Below are 14,484 nucleotides of genomic sequence, written 5' to 3' on the forward strand. Positions count from 1 at the left end.
GACATGGCCGACACGGTTGCCAGTTTCCGGGCCGGCTGACAACGCCGCCGCGCGCGAAGCACGGACAAAACTGCGGGCACCGGCTGATCGTCGCCGGTCGAGACGCCGCGGGCCCCCGGAACGGCACCGATCGGCGCCCGAAAACGAAAGCGGTGCCGGCCGAAGCCGGCACCGCGCTTCCCGTCCCCGCAGGGATCAGAACTTGGTGCCACCACCGAAGCGGAAGACCTGCTTGCGGTCGTAGGACTCGTAGGTCAGCGGATAGGCGATGTCGAAGCGCAGCGGACCGAACGGCGAGTTCCAGATCAGGCCGACGCCGACCGACGACCGGATGGTGCTGTCGTCGCCGAAGCAGACCACGTTGGCCGGCTGACCCGGGCAGCTCATGATCAGGCCACGCTCGGCCCAGGTGGTGGGACCGCGATAGTCGAGGAGCTGGCCGGCATCCGCGAAGGCCGCGAGCTTCATGCCGAAGTCCTTCGGAGCGAAGAACAGCGGCGTCTGCACCTCGAGGCTGGCACCCCAGAACATCGAGCCGCCGAGGGCGTCGTTGTTGGTGCCCCAGGTCAGATCGCGCGGACCCCAGCCGGCGGGCGCGAAGCCACGCACGATGTTCGGGCCGCCCTGGAAGTGGTCGAGCATGCGCAGGTCGCTGCCGCCCCAGCCGGTGGCATAGCCGCCCTGGAAGCGAAGCAGGGCGACGACGTCCGGCAGCACCTCGTTGTAGAGGCGGGTGTCGAGCAGGGTCTTGGAGTACTTCACGTCGCCGCCGGCGCCGGCGAAGTCCTGGGTCAGGGTGACCAGGAGGCCGTTGGTCGGCGCCTTGTTGTTGTCGAGCGTGTTGTAGCTCGTGGTGAAGCCCACCAGCGACACGAACACCGGGCCGTTGGCCAGCTCGCGGCGCACCGCCAGCGACGCCTCGCCGTCCTGGTAGCAGTTGAAGGTGAACGGCTGATTCCCGTTGCTCGGGAACACGTCGTTCTGATGCAGCGGGGTCGGGAAGGTGCCCGCGGCGGCGTTGGGATTGAGATCGTTACAGTTGTTGTACTCGGCCGGCAGCTTCAGCTCCTGCCGATAGGCCGAGTAGCGCGGCTGGAACACGATGTTGTCGGTGATCGGGATACCGAGCTTGATGTTCCCGCCGATGGTGCTCGACGTGTAGGAGAGATAGTTGCGCGACGTGGTCTCCTTGCCGAACACGTCGAGGCCGAGCGCGAGGCGCTGCCCCATCAGATAGGGCTCGACGAAGGACAGCTCGAAACCGCGGGCGCGGGTGCCGTACTGCAAGGCGGCACGGGCGACGTGGCCGCGGCCGAGCAGGTTGCGCTCGCCGACGCTCACCTCGCCGATCAGGCCGTCGGCCGTCGAGTAGCCGCCCGAGACCGAGAACTCGCCGGTGGGCTGCTCTTCCACGTCGACGTTGACGATCACCCGGTCGGGCGCCGAGCCCGGCTCGTTGGTGACGCGCACCGTCTTGAAGTAGTTGAGGTTCTTGATTCGCCGCTCGGCCCGGTCGATGAGCGCGCGGTTGTAGGCGTCGCCCTCGACGATATCGAACTCGCGGCGGATGACGTAGTCGCGGGTGCGGGTGTTGCCGCGGATGTTGATCCGCTCGATATAGGCTCGCTGCCCCTCCTCCATCACGTAGACGACGTTGACGAGGCGGGCGCCGAAGTCGCGATCGCCGCGCGGCCGGATCGAGGCGAACGGATAGCCGAGCTTGGCGACCTCGATGGTGAGGTCCTCGACGGTCTTCTCCACCGCATCGGCATTGTAGATGCCGCCCGACTTGGTGCGCAGCTTGGCGCGCAGCCGGTCGACGTCGATGCTGCGGACCGACGACTGGATCTCGACATTGCCGAACTTGTAGCGGTCGCCCTCGTCGATCGTGAAGGTGACGACGAAGCCCTTGCGCGACGGATCGTACTCGGATGTCGCGGCGACCACCCGGACATCGGCGAAGCCGCTGCGCAGGTAGAAGCGCCGGATCAGGTCGCGGTCGACCTCGACCCGGTCGGGATCGAAGATGTCGTTGCTCTTGAGCCAGCTCAGAAGATTGGTCTCGCCGGTCTTGATCACGTCCTTCAGGCGCCAGTCGGAGAACGACTTGTTGCCCACGAAGACGACCTTGGCGACGCCGGTCTTCGGACCTTCGTCGATCTCGAACACGAGATCGACGCGGCCGTTGGGAAGCTCGATGATCTTGGGCTCGACGCGGACATCGAAGCGGCCGCTGCGCTGGTAAAGCTCGACGATGCGCTGGGTGTCCGACTGGACGATGGCGCGCGAGAAGGTGCCGCGCGGGCGCGACTGGATCTCGGTGTTGAGCTGCTCGTCCTTGAGGCGGCGATTGCCCTCGAAGGCGACGCGGTTGACCACCGCGTTCTCCACCACCGAGACGACGATCCGGCCGCCCGCGGGGGAGATCCGCACATCCTGGAACAGGCCGGTCGCGTAGAGCGCCTTGAGGGCCTGGTCGATCTTGGCCGCGTCGAGCCGCTCGCCCGGGCCGAGCCGGAAATACGACCGGATCGTATCCGCCTCGACGCGCCGGTTCCCCTCGACGACGATCTGCGATGCCGACTGGGCCATGGCCCGCGTCGTCGTCGCCATCGTCATCACGGAGGCCGACACCGTCACGACCGACACCGTCTTCACGGTCACGGCCGACGCCGTCACGGTTCCGACCGAGCCTGCCGCGAACGCCTGCGCGATCATCAAGCCGACCGCGGCGAACGCCCGATTAGTCTTCAACCCCAGTGCCATACGCTATGGGCCCCCAAAAAAATCCCCACCGCCGCCCGTCGCGATCGATTCCAACCCCGCTTGTATCGGCTTTACCCCCGGGAGCAAACAGAGAGTGTCCCCTCACCCCCCATTTGCCGGCCACGAGTGGCCCTGACGTCACACATTATGGCCGAGATGTGGGCACATTATGACGACGTCAAGTGCAGGATATCGTTGAAGGTTGCAAAGATCATCAGCATGAGCACGAGAGCGAAGCCGATACGGAACCCGACCTCCTGGGCGCGCTCCGACAAGGGTTTCCCGCGCACCGCCTCGACCGCGTAGAACAGCAGGTGCCCGCCATCGAGCAGCGGCACCGGAAACAGGTTCAGCAGGCCGATCGACACCGACAGCACCGCCGTCAGGTGCAGCAGGGCGACGAATCCCGCGGTCGCCACCTGGCCGGACACCTGGGCGATGCGGATCGGCCCGCCGAGCTGGTCGGCCGCCTCCCGCCCGGTGACGACGCCGCCGATGTAGCTCAGCGTCCGCTCGACGATGAACCAGGTCTCCTCGGCGCCGAGCCGCACGGCGGCGAGCGGTCCGACCGACTCGAACTTCACATCGCCGGGCGACATCGAGCGCGAGATGCCGAGCACCCCGACGCGATGGACATTGCCGAAATTGTCCTTGATCTCCCGCAGCGTCGGGACGACCTGCAAGCTCTGGACGACGCCGCCCCGCTCGACCTCGACCCGCAGCGTCTGGCCGGCGGCACCCGAGACGATGCGCTGCATGTCGGCGAAGCTCTCGATCTTCCGGCCGTCGATCGACAGAATCACGTCACCAGCCACGAAGCCGGCCGCCTCGGCGGCGCTGCCGGCCTGGACGGCGTCCACGCGGGGGGTGGTGACCTGCTTGCCGTGCAGCATGAAGATGCCGGCAAAAATCACGATCGCCAAAAGGAAATTCGCGATAGGCCCCGCCGCCACGACGGCCGCCCGGGAGCCCACCGGCTGGCCCGGGAAGGTCTGCCGCCGCTCCGCCTCGGAGAGCGCCGCGACGGCGTTCTGGTCGGGCACGCTGGCGGCGTTCTCGTCGCCGAAGAACTTCACGTAGCCGCCGAGCGGGATGGCCGAGAGCTTCCAGCGGGTGCCGCTGCGGTCGTTGAAGCCGACGATCTCGGGGCCGAAGCCGATCGAGAAGACGTCGACCCGGATGCCGTTGAGCTTGGCGATCAGGTAGTGGCCGAGCTCGTGGAAGAACACCACGATGGTGAGAACGAAAAGAAACGGAACCAGATAGCCGAAGAACCCCCAGCCGAGATCGTTGAGTGAAGCAAACACGGACGATCCCATCGCGACCTCTCGGTGTTGGGGAGTGGCAGCACAACCGCTACCGATCGTTAAGCCTATTAGATCGCCTTTGCGGCGATTTCCGGCAAGAGGTCGCGCGCCAGCGATCGCGCCGTATGGTCAACGGCGAGAGCATCCGCGATCGCCTCCGGCTCGCGCAGCACGCCGCGGGCGGCGCTCGCCTCGAGCGTCGCCTCGACCAGGGCGGCGATGTGCGGGAAGCCGATCCGGCGGTCGATGAAGGCAGCCACGGCGATCTCGTTGGCGGCGTTGAGCACGGTCGGCGCCCCCTGCCCGGTCCGCAGCACCTCGCGGGCGAGCCGCAGGGCGGGGAACCGCACCTCGTCGGGCTCCTCGAAGGTCAGCGTCGTCATCTGGGCGAAGGTCAGCCGGTTGGCGCCGGCGATCCGGGCGGGCCAGGCCAGGCAATGGGCGATCGGCACCCGCATGTCGGGCGGGCCGAGCTGGGCCACCACCGAGCCGTCGCGGAACTCCACCATGCCGTGGACGATCGACTGCGGATGCACCAGGACGTCGATCTCCTCAGGTGCCGCGTCGAACAGGTGGTGGGCCTCGATGATCTCCAGGCCCTTGTTCATCATCGAGGCGGAATCGATGGTGATCTTTGGCCCCATCGACCAGTTCGGGTGCTTGAGGGCCTGCTCCAGCGTCGCCTGGCGGATCGCCTCCAGCGGCCAGGAGCGGAACGGCCCGCCCGAGGCGGTGAGGATGATGCGCTTCACGTCGGCGCGGGTGCCGGCGGACAGCGACTGGAACACGGCGTTGTGCTCGGAATCGACCGGCAGCACCGTGGCCCCGGCCGCCGCGGCGCGGCGCATGAACAGGCTGCCGGCACACACCAGGCATTCCTTGTTGGCGAGCGCCACCACGGCGCCACGCTCGGCCGCCGCCAGCGTCGGCCGCAGGCTGGCGGCCCCGGTGATCGCCGCCATCACCCAGTCGGCCGGCCGCTCGGCCGCCTCGACCAGCGCCTCCTCGCCCGCCGCCGCCGCGATGCCGCTGCCGGCGAGCGCCGCCTTCAGCTCGTCGTAGCAGGCCGGATCGGCCACCGCGGCGAAGCGGGCGCCGAGATCGCGGGCGAGCGCCGCGAGCGCGGTGGCGTTGCGGGCCGCCGTGACCGCCTCGACCCGGTAGCGGTCGCGCGACCGCCGGATCAGGTCGATGGTGCTCGACCCGATCGAGCCGGTGGCGCCCAGAAGGGTGACGCTCAGCTCGCTCGTCCGGGCAGGCGGGGTGGGATTGAGAGGAACCGCACTCATGGTCAGTACACCTTGGGTCGCCGCATCCCGGTCACCAGACCAGCAGGCCGCGGGCCGCGCCGTCGAGGCCACCGCGCAGCGCGCCCAAGAGCGCGGCGGCGCCCGCCGCGGCCAGGAAGCCGTCGAGACGGTCCATCAGGCCGCCGTGTCCCGGGATGATCCGGCTGGAATCTTTGACGCCGAAGCGCCGCTTGACGGCCGACTCGAACAAATCGCCGGCCTGTGAAACAACCGAGAGTATCAAGGCGAGCCCCGCGACGGCGAGCGGATTCGGCAGCCCGGCCGGGATCGCCACCAGAAGGCCCGCCGCCACCCCGCCGACCGCCCCGGTGATGCCGCCCGACCACGTCTTGCCCGGGCTGATCGAGGGCGCCAGCTTGGGGCCGCCGATCAGCCGGCCGCCGAAATAGGCGAGCACGTCGGTGGCCCACACCACGGCGAACAGGAAGAAGATGGCGGCGATGCCGAGCGTCGCGTCCTGGCGCAGCACCACCGGCCCGGCCAGCACCAGGCCCGCATAGACGAGCCCGGCGACGCTCCAGGCTCGCGGCTCGGCCACCAGGGCGGCGACGAGCGCGACGCCCGCCACCAGCACCAGCACGGCCGCCGCGGTCCAGCCGAAGCCGGCCATCAGGCCCGCCGCCGCCAGCACGAGCGTGCCGATCACCTGCGGCCGGCGGCCGGCCCCGACGATGGCGGTGGTCCACTCCCAGTGCACCCCGAGCGCCGCCACCGTCCAGAACAGGACGAACGGCCAGCCGCCGAGTAGCACGGCGCCGATGGCGAGCGGGGCGAGAACGACGGCGGAGACGACCCGGACCAGGGTGTCGCTGCGGGGCCGCGGAGCGGCGGTATCCGGCCGCGGTGGGGCCGGTGCGTCATGGGGCACGGGTCAGGTTCCGGCTCCCGCCACGACGAGGCCGCCGAACCGGCGCTCGCGCCGCCGGAACTCGGCGATCGCGCTCTCCAGCGCGGCCCGGTCGAACTCGGGCCAGTAGAGGGGAACGAACACCAGCTCGCTGTAGGCGGCCTGCCAGAGCAGGAAGTTCGACAGCCGCTGCTCGCCGCTGGTGCGGATGATGAGATCGGGGTCGGGCAGATCGGGGGCGTCGAGCCGGGCCGCGATGAGATCGGCGGTGATCGCCTCGGGGGCGAGGCGCCCGGCCGCCACCTCGGTGGCGAGCCGCTGCGCCGCACGGGCGATCTCCTGGCGCGAGCCGTAGTTGAAGGCGACCACGAGCACGAGCCCGGTGTTGTCCCGGGTCAGGTCCTCGGCCTCGCGCAGCAGGCTCGCGATGTCGCGGTCGAGCTGCGCCCGCTCGCCGATTACCCGCACCTTGACGTTGCTGCGGTGCAGCTCGGCCAAGTCGTTACGGATGAAGCGGCGGAGCAGTGCCATCAGGTCGCGCACCTCGGCCGGCGGCCGCGACCAGTTCTCCGAGCTGAACGAGAAGATGGTGAGGACGCCGATGCCGAGCTCGCCGGCCGCCCGCACGGTCCGCCGCAGCGCCTCGACGCCGCGGCGGTGTCCTTCCCGGCGGGGCAGCCCGCGCCGCGCCGCCCACCGCCCGTTGCCGTCCATGATGACGGCGACGTGGCGAGGCGCGCCGAGACCATCGCCGGTCTCGGTACGTCCCGCCTCGGGGGAAGACATGGCTCGGCTCCAGGCGTCCAAGATCACACCATCGCCTCAGACCGTCATGATCTCTTTTTCCTTGGTGGCGAGCGCCTGATCGATGTCGGCGATGGCCTTGTCGGTCGCCTTCTGGACCTCCTCGGACATGCGGTCGTGCTCGTCGCGGCCGATGTCACCGTCCTTGTCGAGCTTCTTGAGCACCTCCATGCCGTCGCGGCGGACATGGCGCACCGCCACCCGGGCCTGCTCGGCATACTTGTGGGCGACCTTGACCAGCTCCTTGCGGCGCTCCTCGTTGAGCTCCGGCACGCGCAGCCGGATCACCTGGCCCTCGGTGTTGGGGGTGAGGCCGATATTGGCGGCGACGATCGCCTTCTCGACCGCGTGGACGGCCGACTTGTCCCAGACCTGCACCGAGATCAGGCGCGGCTCCGGCACGCTGATCGAGGCGAGCTGGTTGAGCGGCATGTGGCTGCCGTAGACATCGGCCTGGATGTGATCGAGCAGGCTGGTCGAGGCGCGTCCGGTGCGCAGGCCACCCAGCTCCTGCTTGAGCACCTGGAGGGCGCCGGTCATCCGCCGCTTGAGTTCGTTGAGATCGTAGCTTTCGGCTGTCATCGAGACTTCTCCAGAAGCGGCCGCCCCGCACCCGGGCGGGACTCGCGGCCTGTCGGCGCTCCGCTCGCGCGGCGCCCGGCCGGCACGGTCTTATCGGTCGCGGCGCCACCCGTCATGCCCAAATCCGTGATGCCCAAATCCGTGACACCCGAATCCGTGGGCATCGTCGGCGTCCAGGGTCGGCGTCCTGGGTTGGTGTCCAGGGTCGGCCATCGGTACCGCCACCGCGACGAGGCCCGATCAGCCGCCCACGATGGTGGCGCGCCCGCGCCCGCTGAGGACCGATTCGACGGCGCCCGGCTCGCGGATCGAGAACACGATGATAGGGATGCGATGGTCCCGGGCAAGGGAAAACGCGGTCAGATCCATGACCCCGAGCCGCCGCTCGATGGCCTCGTCGAGGGACAAGCGATCGTAGCGCCGGGCGCTCGGGTCGCGCTTGGGATCGGCGCTGTAGACGCCGTCCACATTGGTGGCCTTGAGCACCGCATCGGCGCCCATCTCGGCGGCGCGGAGCACCGCGGTGGTATCGGTGGTGAAGAACGGATTGCCGGTGCCGCCGGCGAACAGCACGATGCGACCATCGGCGAGATGGCGGCGGGCGGCGCGGCGCTCGTAGGTCTCGCAGACCTGCGGCATCTCGACCGCCGACATGGCGCGGGCCGACGCCCCGAGGCGCTCGATCGCCGATTCGAGCGCGAGCGCGTTCATCACCGTCGCCAGCATGCCCATCACGTCGGCGACGGTGCGGTCGGCGCCGTGGCTGGCCGCAGTGGCACCGCGGAGCAGGTTGCCGCCGCCGACGACGACACCGAGCGTCACCCCGAGCGCGCGGGCGGCCACCAGATCGGCGGCGAAGCGGTCGACGGTGGCCTGATCGATGCCGTGCGGCATGTCGCCGGCGAGCGCCTCGCCCGACAGCTTGACGATGATCCGCCGATAGCCCGCCGTCGTCATGGTGCCCTCCCCGTGCCGCCCCGATGGTCAGACGGTCGAATGGGCGAGCGGCGCGACCCGAAGGCCGCGCCGCGCGCCGTGACGGTGCCGCCGCGCGTCCGCGACGGATCGGAGGGGATCAGCCCTGGCCGGCGGCGGCCGCCACCTCGGCGGCGAAATCGCTCTCCTTGCGCTCGATGCCCTCACCGAGAGCGTAGCGCAGGAAGCCGGTGATCTTGATCGGGCCACCGACCTTGCCCTCGGCCTCCTTGAGGGCCTGGGCGACGGTCTTGCCGGTGTCATGGATGTAGGGCTGATCGAGCAGGCAGACCTCCTTGTAGAAGGTCTTGAGGCCGGACTCGACGATCTTCTCGATGACCTTGTCGGGCTTGCCCTGCTGGCGCGCCTTGTCGGCGATCACCTCGCGCTCGCGCGCCACCACGGCCGGGTCGACGCCGGCCTCGTCCACCGCCTGCGGATTGGAGGCGGCGACATGCATGGCGATCTGACGGCCCAGCGCGGTCAGCTCGTCGGCCTTGCCGGGCGACTCGAGCGCCACGATCACGCCGATCTTGCCGAGGCCCTCGGACACCGCGCCGTGGACGTACTGGCCGATGACGCCCTGCGACACCGACAGGCCGGCGGCGCGGCGCAGCGTCATGTTCTCGCCGATGGTGGCGATGGCCGAGGAGATCGCCTCGGCGATGGTGGTCTCGCCGACCTTGGCGGCCGCGATGACGTCGAGATCGGTGCCGACGTCGAGTGCCACCTGGGCGATCATCCGCACCAGGCCCTGGAACTGGTCGTTGCGGGCGACGAAGTCGGTCTCCGAGTTGACCTCGACCACCACACCCTTCGGGCCGGCGACCGCGACCCCGATGAGGCCCTCGGCGGCCACCCGGCCGGCCTTCTTGGCGGCCTTGGCGAGGCCCTTCTTGCGCAGCCAGTCGACGGCCGCCTCGAGGTTTCCGTCGGTCTCGGCCAGCGCCGCCTTGCAGTCCATCATGCCCGCGCCGGTCTTGTCGCGGAGTTCCTTGACCAGTGATGCGCTGATGTTCGCCATCTCGAATTGTCCTCAGGGCGGGAGCCGGCCGCGGGCCCGCTCGGAAGGAGCGGCCCCGCCCGGCCGCACCGGGGCCGGGCATCCACGACTATCTTGACGCCGCCATGACGGGACCGGAGACCAGGAAACCAAGGGCCAGGGCCGCGACGGCGCACGGGTACCACGAGAGCGCCGCCGGGCCGAAGGGCACCGGCGGCTGTCTCGTTCGGATCACTCGGCCTCGGCGAGTTCCTTCGCCTTGGCGATCCACTTCTCGACCCGGCCCGGCAGGCCGACCGCGTCGCCCACATGCTCGGCCGCGGCGGGACCGAAGGCGGCGATCTGCCAGAAATGGAAGATGCCGAGATCGTTGAGCTTGCGCTCGATCGCCGGCGACACGCCGGTGAGCTTCTTGAGGTCGTCGGCGACGCCGCGCGGACCGGAGAGCTGCTCGTAACCGACGCCGGCGGGAGCCGCCGTCTCGGCCGGCAGGTCCTCCAGGATCGGGGTCTCGGCCTCGCCGACGTCGAGGCCCGACTCGCCGTGGGCGCGCGAGATGCCGTCGATGGCGGCGCGCGAGACGAGATCGCAATAGAGGCCGATGGCGCGGCCGGCATCGTCGTTGCCGGGCACGATGTAGGTGATGCCGTCCGGATTGCAGTTGGTGTCGACGACGGCCGCGACCGGGATGCCGAGGCGGTTCGCCTCCTTGATCGCGATGTCCTCCTTGTTGGTGTCGATCACGAACAGGAGGTCGGGCAGCCCGCCCATGTCCTTGATGCCGCCGAGCGCCCGGTCGAGCTTGTCGCGCTCGCGGGTGAGCGTCAGCCGCTCCTTCTTGGTGTAGGCGTTGGCCTCGCCGGACGACAGCATCTCGTCGAGCTTGCGCAGGCGCTTGATCGATTCGGAGATGGTCTTCCAGTTGGTCAGCGTGCCGCCGAGCCAGCGCGAGTTGACGTAGTACTGGGCGCAGCGCTTGGCGCTCTCGGCCACCTGGTCCTGGGCCTGCCGCTTGGTGCCGACGAACAGGATGCGGCCGCCGCGCGCGACGGTGTCACTGATCACCTGCAAGGCCCGGTGCATCAGCGGCACCGTCTGGGCCAGGTCGATGATGTGGATGTTGTTGCGGGCGCCGAAGATGTAATCCTTCATCTTCGGGTTCCAGCGGTGCGACTGATGGCCGAAATGAACGCCAGCTTCCAAGAGCTGGCGCATGCTGTACTCGGGCAGCGCCATTGATCTTTCTCCGGTTTTTCCTCCGCGGACGTGTGGACCGGAGACGCTCATCGGCGTGGCGAATGCGCACGGCGAAGGAACGCCCGACGGCCACCGGACGGCTGGAAGCCAACGAGTCCGCGTGTGAGATGCCGGCGCTTATAGGAGCCCGTAGACCGGAATGCAACGGGGCGGCCGGGAGATGGCCCGAAATCGGGGGGCCGGCGCCCTGCCCCGGCAGGCCGCCGGGACAGGACGAGGGACCCACGGACGGGCCGCGGGGGACGCGAAGGCGTCTCCCGCGGGGCCGGCGCTACCGCGACTTCTTGTAGAGCTTGGTGGCGATCTCGAACATCTCCTCCGGCGCGTAGTCGGGCGCGAAGGCCGACGGGGTGCCTTCCAGCTCCGGGATCTTGCCGCCCTCGGGCGGTCCGTCCACCACCTCCAGGGTGCCGGGCGGATCGTCCGGCAGGGCCTTCTCGCCGCCGCCCCAGATGCCCGCCATCTCGCGGTAGTCGTCGGGGCTGAAGCGGTAGAGCCGACGGTGGGACCCTTCCTGGAGATACTTGGCCGCCTCGGGGATCTGGTCGGTCGGGATGTTGGGGGTCGGCAGCATCTTCTCGATCTCGACCCCGGTCAGCTTCTTCAATGCCAGCGCATACGCATGGGCGTGGACACCGCCGCGCACCAGGAGATAGCCGCACACCTCCCGGCCGGTCGGGTCGGTCAGCGTCTCGTAGACCCGCAGCTTGTGCAGCCGCGCCCCGCATTCGAGGTGGAAGTTGTGCAGGAGGTCGAAGATGACGTTCCCGGTGGTGGTGACGAAGTCCATGTTCCAGGACGCGCCGTTCGAGTTCATCGGCATGGCGCCGCCGCCGTTGGACAGGAACGAGGCCGCCAGCCGGATGTCCTTCATGTCGGCGAACGGCGCCGCCGACACGTCGTAGTCCTCGGGATCGCCCGGGCCGTTGTTGAGCATGGCGACGCCGGTCGACACCAGCTCGACATGGCCGAGCTCCTCGGCGGTGATGTTGGCGACCAGGCTGTAGAATGGCTTGAGCTTCGACTTGCTGCGGAAGTTGAAGCTCTGGAACAGGTAGTTGCCGAGGGTCGACATCTCCCCGTACTTGCCGCCGAGCAGCTCTTGCAAGGCGGCGGCCGCGTTGGGGTCGGGCGCCTTGGGCACGGGCAGCTCGGTTTGCAGGCGATCGATGCGCAGGAACATGGACGTCTCCGGTTGGGGGGCCTGATCGGCCAACCCTGCCTTCCGGAGCTAGTTCCCGAATGCCTGCGGTGCCGACCCCACAGGGTGCGCGGCGCGGTGGCGCGGCGCGGTGGCGCGGCGCCGCGGGGGCGGCCCCCCACCCCCCGCCGACCCGGCCGAACCCCAACCGCGAGCGCTCGCGGGGGCTGCGCTCTTGCGGCGTCGCTCGATCGAGCGGCGCCATGCCTGGTGCCGGGCGCGGGGCCGCTCAGTTCAGCGAGATCACGCCGGTCTTGGCGATCTCGGCCCAGCGCGCCGAATCCTTCTTGATGAACTCGGCGAACTCGGCCGGGCTGTTGCCGATCGGCCGGGCGCCCTCGCCTTCCAGCCGCTGCTTGACCAGCGGCGTGTTGATCGCATCCACGGTCGTCTTGCGCAGCGTCTCGACGATCTCCTTGGGGGTGCCGGCCGGCACCACGAAGCCATACCAGGCGGTCGACTCGTAATCGGGCCAGCCGCTCTCGGCGACGGTCGGCACCTCGGGCAGCACCGCGACGCGCTCCTTGCTGGTGACGGCGAGCGGCCGGAGCAGCTTGCCTTCCAGCATGCCGAGCACCGACGGGATGGTGGTGACCATGAACTGCGTCTGGGCGCCGAGCAGGTCGTTGAGGGCCGGGCCGGCGCCCTTGTAGGGCACATGCACGGTGTCGACCTTGGCCACGACGTTGAGCAGCACGGTGGCGAGATGGCTCGCCGAGCCGTTGCCGGCCGACCCGTAGGTGAGCTTGCCCGGGTTGGCCTTGGCATAGGCCATGAGCTGCTTGAAGTCGCCGAACTCGGACTTCGGCGGCACCACCACGACGAGCGGCGCCGCCGCGATCAGCGTCACCGGGTCGAAGGCGGTCAGCGGATTGACCTTCATGGTCTTGAAGATGTGCGGGTTGACCGCCATCGGCCCCTGATTGGCCTGGAGCATGGTGTAGCCGTCCGCCGGTGCCGCGGCGACGTTGAGGGTGGCGAGGTTGCCGCCCGCCCCGGTGATGTTCTCCACCACCACCGACCAGCCGGCGCGCTCGCTCATCGCCTGCGCGACCACGCGGGCGAGCGCATCGGTGCCCCCGCCCGCCGCATAGGGCACCACCAGGCGGATCGGACGTGACGGAAAGGCTTGCGCGCGCAGGACGCCGGGCGCGGCGATCAGCGGAGCGGCGGCGGCGAGGCCGGCACAGAAGCGGCGGCGGTCCAACATGGCGGGTCTCCCGGGGTTCTGTTCGTTCGGTTCTGTGAGTTCACGGATGCGGACGCGATGGGCGGATGCGACGGTCGGCCGGGGGTCAGCCGAACGCCGCCGCCGGCACCAGCAGGCTGCCTTCGAAGATGCGGCGCGCCGTGCGCACGACACCGGCGCGCGTCACCGTGCCGTCGGCCGCGAAGGCGAGGTCGATGTCGATGCGGCCGCTCGGATGCTCGACGGCGACCGCCCGGCGCCCCTCGCCCTCGGCCGGCGATGCCAGATCGTACGCCACCGTGCCGGGCGTGCGCGACGCGACCGCGACGCACAAGCCGCCGGTGACGGCGTGGCTGCGATGGCAGCGGTCCGGCACGAAGTAGCGCGACGTGAGGGTGCCGCCGCGGCGCGGCGCCGAGAGCAGGCCGACCTTCGGCACCACCAGGCCGGAGACATCGCCGAGGCCCATGCGGCGGCCGGCTTCCAGACGCAGCGCCTGGATGCGGCCGATGAGCGCCGCGTCGCGGTCGAGCATCTCGGGCGCCTCGTCGCCCACGATGTCGAGATCGGCCGCGGCGGCGAGCATCATCGGCATGGCGTAGTCGGCGAGCGTCACCCGCACGCCGTCGATCTCCTCGGCGCGCTGCCCGCTCGGGAACAGGCCGGCGGTCTTGGAGCCGACGGCATCCAGGAAGACGAGCCGGATCGGCGCCGCGGTGCCGGCGACGCCGTCGATCGCCGCCTCGCCGTCATACACGACGACGCCACCCGGCGTGCGCACCGTCGCCTCGATCAGCCCCTTGGTGTTGCGGTTGAAGATGCGCACCGTGGTCTCGCCGTCGGCGGCCGGCACCAGGCCGGCCTCGATGGCGAACGGCGCCACCCCCGACAGCATGTTGCCGCAGTTGGGGCTCCAGTCGACGAAGGCGCGATCGACCGACACCTGGGCGAACAGGTAGTCGACATCGGCGCCGGGGCGCGACGCGGGCGCCACGATCGCCACCTTGCTGGTCAGGGCATGGCCGCCGCCGATGCCGTCGACCTGGAGGCTGTGGGGCGACCCCATGGCGGCGAGCAGCACCCGGTCGCGCGCCGCCGGATCGGCCGGCAGATCGCTCTCCAGGAAATAGGGTCCGCGCGAGGTGCCGCCGCGCATGAGCACGCAGGGGATTTTTCGCACGGCGGCGGGGCGGGTCTGGTCCATGGCGGGGCCCGGAATAAGCGTGGCGCTTCTTCTTTGCAG

At 69.8% G+C, this 14,484-nt stretch carries 13 protein-coding genes; 1 reads left to right on the top strand and 12 read right to left on the bottom strand.

The features are described 5' to 3' along the window. Positions 1–195: 195 nt before the first annotated feature. Positions 196–2,592 carry an outer membrane protein assembly factor BamA gene (gene bamA, locus ACFQUV_RS20995; protein WP_244601770.1) on the bottom strand — a complete coding sequence of 799 codons (2,397 nt, stop codon included), beginning with the start codon at positions 2,590–2,592 and terminating at the stop codon, positions 196–198. Between bamA and ACFQUV_RS21000 the strand changes: the two genes are divergently transcribed. Then, positions 2,591–2,902: a hypothetical protein gene (locus ACFQUV_RS21000; RefSeq protein WP_378395635.1), complete on the top strand. Its 312-nt coding sequence runs from the start codon at positions 2,591–2,593 to the stop codon at positions 2,900–2,902. The two genes, bamA and ACFQUV_RS21000, sit on opposite strands and share 2 nt — an antisense overlap. Positions 2,903–2,933: 31 nt before the next feature. Here ACFQUV_RS21000 and rseP read toward each other — a convergent pair whose 3' ends face one another. The 11 genes from rseP to ACFQUV_RS21055 all read right to left on the bottom strand — a co-directional run bounded on the left by rseP (position 2,934) and on the right by ACFQUV_RS21055 (position 14,445). After that, positions 2,934–4,085 carry an RIP metalloprotease RseP gene (rseP, locus tag ACFQUV_RS21005; RefSeq protein WP_129607946.1) on the bottom strand — a complete coding sequence of 384 codons (1,152 nt, stop codon included), beginning with the start codon at positions 4,083–4,085 and terminating at the stop codon, positions 2,934–2,936. A gap of 56 nt (positions 4,086–4,141) precedes the next feature. Next, on the bottom strand, positions 4,142–5,362 hold the full coding sequence (dxr, locus tag ACFQUV_RS21010; RefSeq protein WP_129607947.1) for a 1-deoxy-D-xylulose-5-phosphate reductoisomerase: 1,221 nt from the start codon (positions 5,360–5,362) through the stop codon (positions 4,142–4,144). A 31-nt stretch (positions 5,363–5,393) separates the two neighbouring features. Next, positions 5,394–6,251 (bottom strand): phosphatidate cytidylyltransferase, encoded by an 858-nt coding sequence (locus ACFQUV_RS21015; RefSeq protein ID WP_378395638.1) that lies wholly within the window; start codon positions 6,249–6,251, stop codon positions 5,394–5,396. 3 nt (positions 6,252–6,254) lie between these two features. Continuing rightward, entirely contained in the window at positions 6,255–7,016 is a 762-nt protein-coding gene (locus ACFQUV_RS21020; RefSeq protein ID WP_207211344.1) for an isoprenyl transferase, read from the bottom strand. Between the two features lie 36 nt (positions 7,017–7,052). Next, positions 7,053–7,616, bottom strand: coding sequence for a ribosome recycling factor (frr, locus tag ACFQUV_RS21025; RefSeq protein WP_155479263.1), 564 nt, complete (start codon positions 7,614–7,616; stop codon positions 7,053–7,055). Positions 7,617–7,856: 240 nt separating this feature from the next. Next, positions 7,857–8,573, bottom strand: coding sequence for a UMP kinase (gene pyrH, locus ACFQUV_RS21030; protein ID WP_111387709.1), 717 nt, complete (start codon positions 8,571–8,573; stop codon positions 7,857–7,859). A gap of 118 nt (positions 8,574–8,691) precedes the next feature. After that, positions 8,692–9,615 carry a translation elongation factor Ts gene (tsf, locus tag ACFQUV_RS21035; RefSeq protein ID WP_129607412.1) on the bottom strand — a complete coding sequence of 308 codons (924 nt, stop codon included), beginning with the start codon at positions 9,613–9,615 and terminating at the stop codon, positions 8,692–8,694. 210 nt (positions 9,616–9,825) lie between these two features. Then, complete coding sequence (locus tag ACFQUV_RS21040) at positions 9,826–10,830, bottom strand: 30S ribosomal protein S2 (protein ID WP_111387713.1); 1,005 nt, start codon at positions 10,828–10,830, stop codon at positions 9,826–9,828. A 292-nt stretch (positions 10,831–11,122) separates the two neighbouring features. After that, positions 11,123–12,034: a manganese catalase family protein gene (locus ACFQUV_RS21045; protein WP_129607413.1), complete on the bottom strand. Its 912-nt coding sequence runs from the start codon at positions 12,032–12,034 to the stop codon at positions 11,123–11,125. A 247-nt stretch (positions 12,035–12,281) separates the two neighbouring features. Further along, the gene (locus ACFQUV_RS21050) at positions 12,282–13,262 is read right to left on the bottom strand and encodes a tripartite tricarboxylate transporter substrate binding protein (protein ID WP_111388200.1); all 981 of its coding nucleotides are present in this window, start codon (positions 13,260–13,262) and stop codon (positions 12,282–12,284) included. A gap of 85 nt (positions 13,263–13,347) precedes the next feature. Beyond that, positions 13,348–14,445 carry a 4-oxalomesaconate tautomerase gene (locus tag ACFQUV_RS21055; RefSeq protein WP_207211345.1) on the bottom strand — a complete coding sequence of 366 codons (1,098 nt, stop codon included), beginning with the start codon at positions 14,443–14,445 and terminating at the stop codon, positions 13,348–13,350. Between the last annotated feature and the right edge of the window lie 39 nt (positions 14,446–14,484).

Source organism: Rhodoplanes sp. P11 (assembly GCF_964266735.1).
GTDB classification, from domain to species: domain Bacteria; phylum Pseudomonadota; class Alphaproteobacteria; order Rhizobiales; family Xanthobacteraceae; genus Rhodoplanes; species Rhodoplanes serenus.

Excerpts from the sequence above, each read along its gene's own strand:
- dxr (WP_129607947.1), bottom strand. The coding sequence starts at position 5,362 with ATGAGTGCGGTTCCTCTCAATCCCACCCCGCCTGCCCGGACGAGCGAG.
- tsf (WP_129607412.1), bottom strand. The coding sequence starts at position 9,615 with ATGGCGAACATCAGCGCATCACTGGTCAAGGAACTCCGCGACAAGACC.
- ACFQUV_RS21000 (WP_378395635.1), top strand. The coding sequence starts at position 2,591 with ATGGCCCGCGTCGTCGTCGCCATCGTCATCACGGAGGCCGACACCGTC.
- ACFQUV_RS21045 (WP_129607413.1), bottom strand. The coding sequence starts at position 12,034 with ATGTTCCTGCGCATCGATCGCCTGCAAACCGAGCTGCCCGTGCCCAAG.
- ACFQUV_RS21040 (WP_111387713.1), bottom strand. The coding sequence starts at position 10,830 with ATGGCGCTGCCCGAGTACAGCATGCGCCAGCTCTTGGAAGCTGGCGTT.
- ACFQUV_RS21050 (WP_111388200.1), bottom strand. The coding sequence starts at position 13,262 with ATGTTGGACCGCCGCCGCTTCTGTGCCGGCCTCGCCGCCGCCGCTCCG.
- frr (WP_155479263.1), bottom strand. The coding sequence starts at position 7,616 with ATGACAGCCGAAAGCTACGATCTCAACGAACTCAAGCGGCGGATGACC.
- bamA (WP_244601770.1), bottom strand. The coding sequence starts at position 2,592 with ATGGCCCAGTCGGCATCGCAGATCGTCGTCGAGGGGAACCGGCGCGTC.
- ACFQUV_RS21020 (WP_207211344.1), bottom strand. The coding sequence starts at position 7,016 with ATGTCTTCCCCCGAGGCGGGACGTACCGAGACCGGCGATGGTCTCGGC.
- ACFQUV_RS21055 (WP_207211345.1), bottom strand. The coding sequence starts at position 14,445 with ATGGACCAGACCCGCCCCGCCGCCGTGCGAAAAATCCCCTGCGTGCTC.
- rseP (WP_129607946.1), bottom strand. The coding sequence starts at position 4,085 with ATGGGATCGTCCGTGTTTGCTTCACTCAACGATCTCGGCTGGGGGTTC.
- pyrH (WP_111387709.1), bottom strand. The coding sequence starts at position 8,573 with ATGACGACGGCGGGCTATCGGCGGATCATCGTCAAGCTGTCGGGCGAG.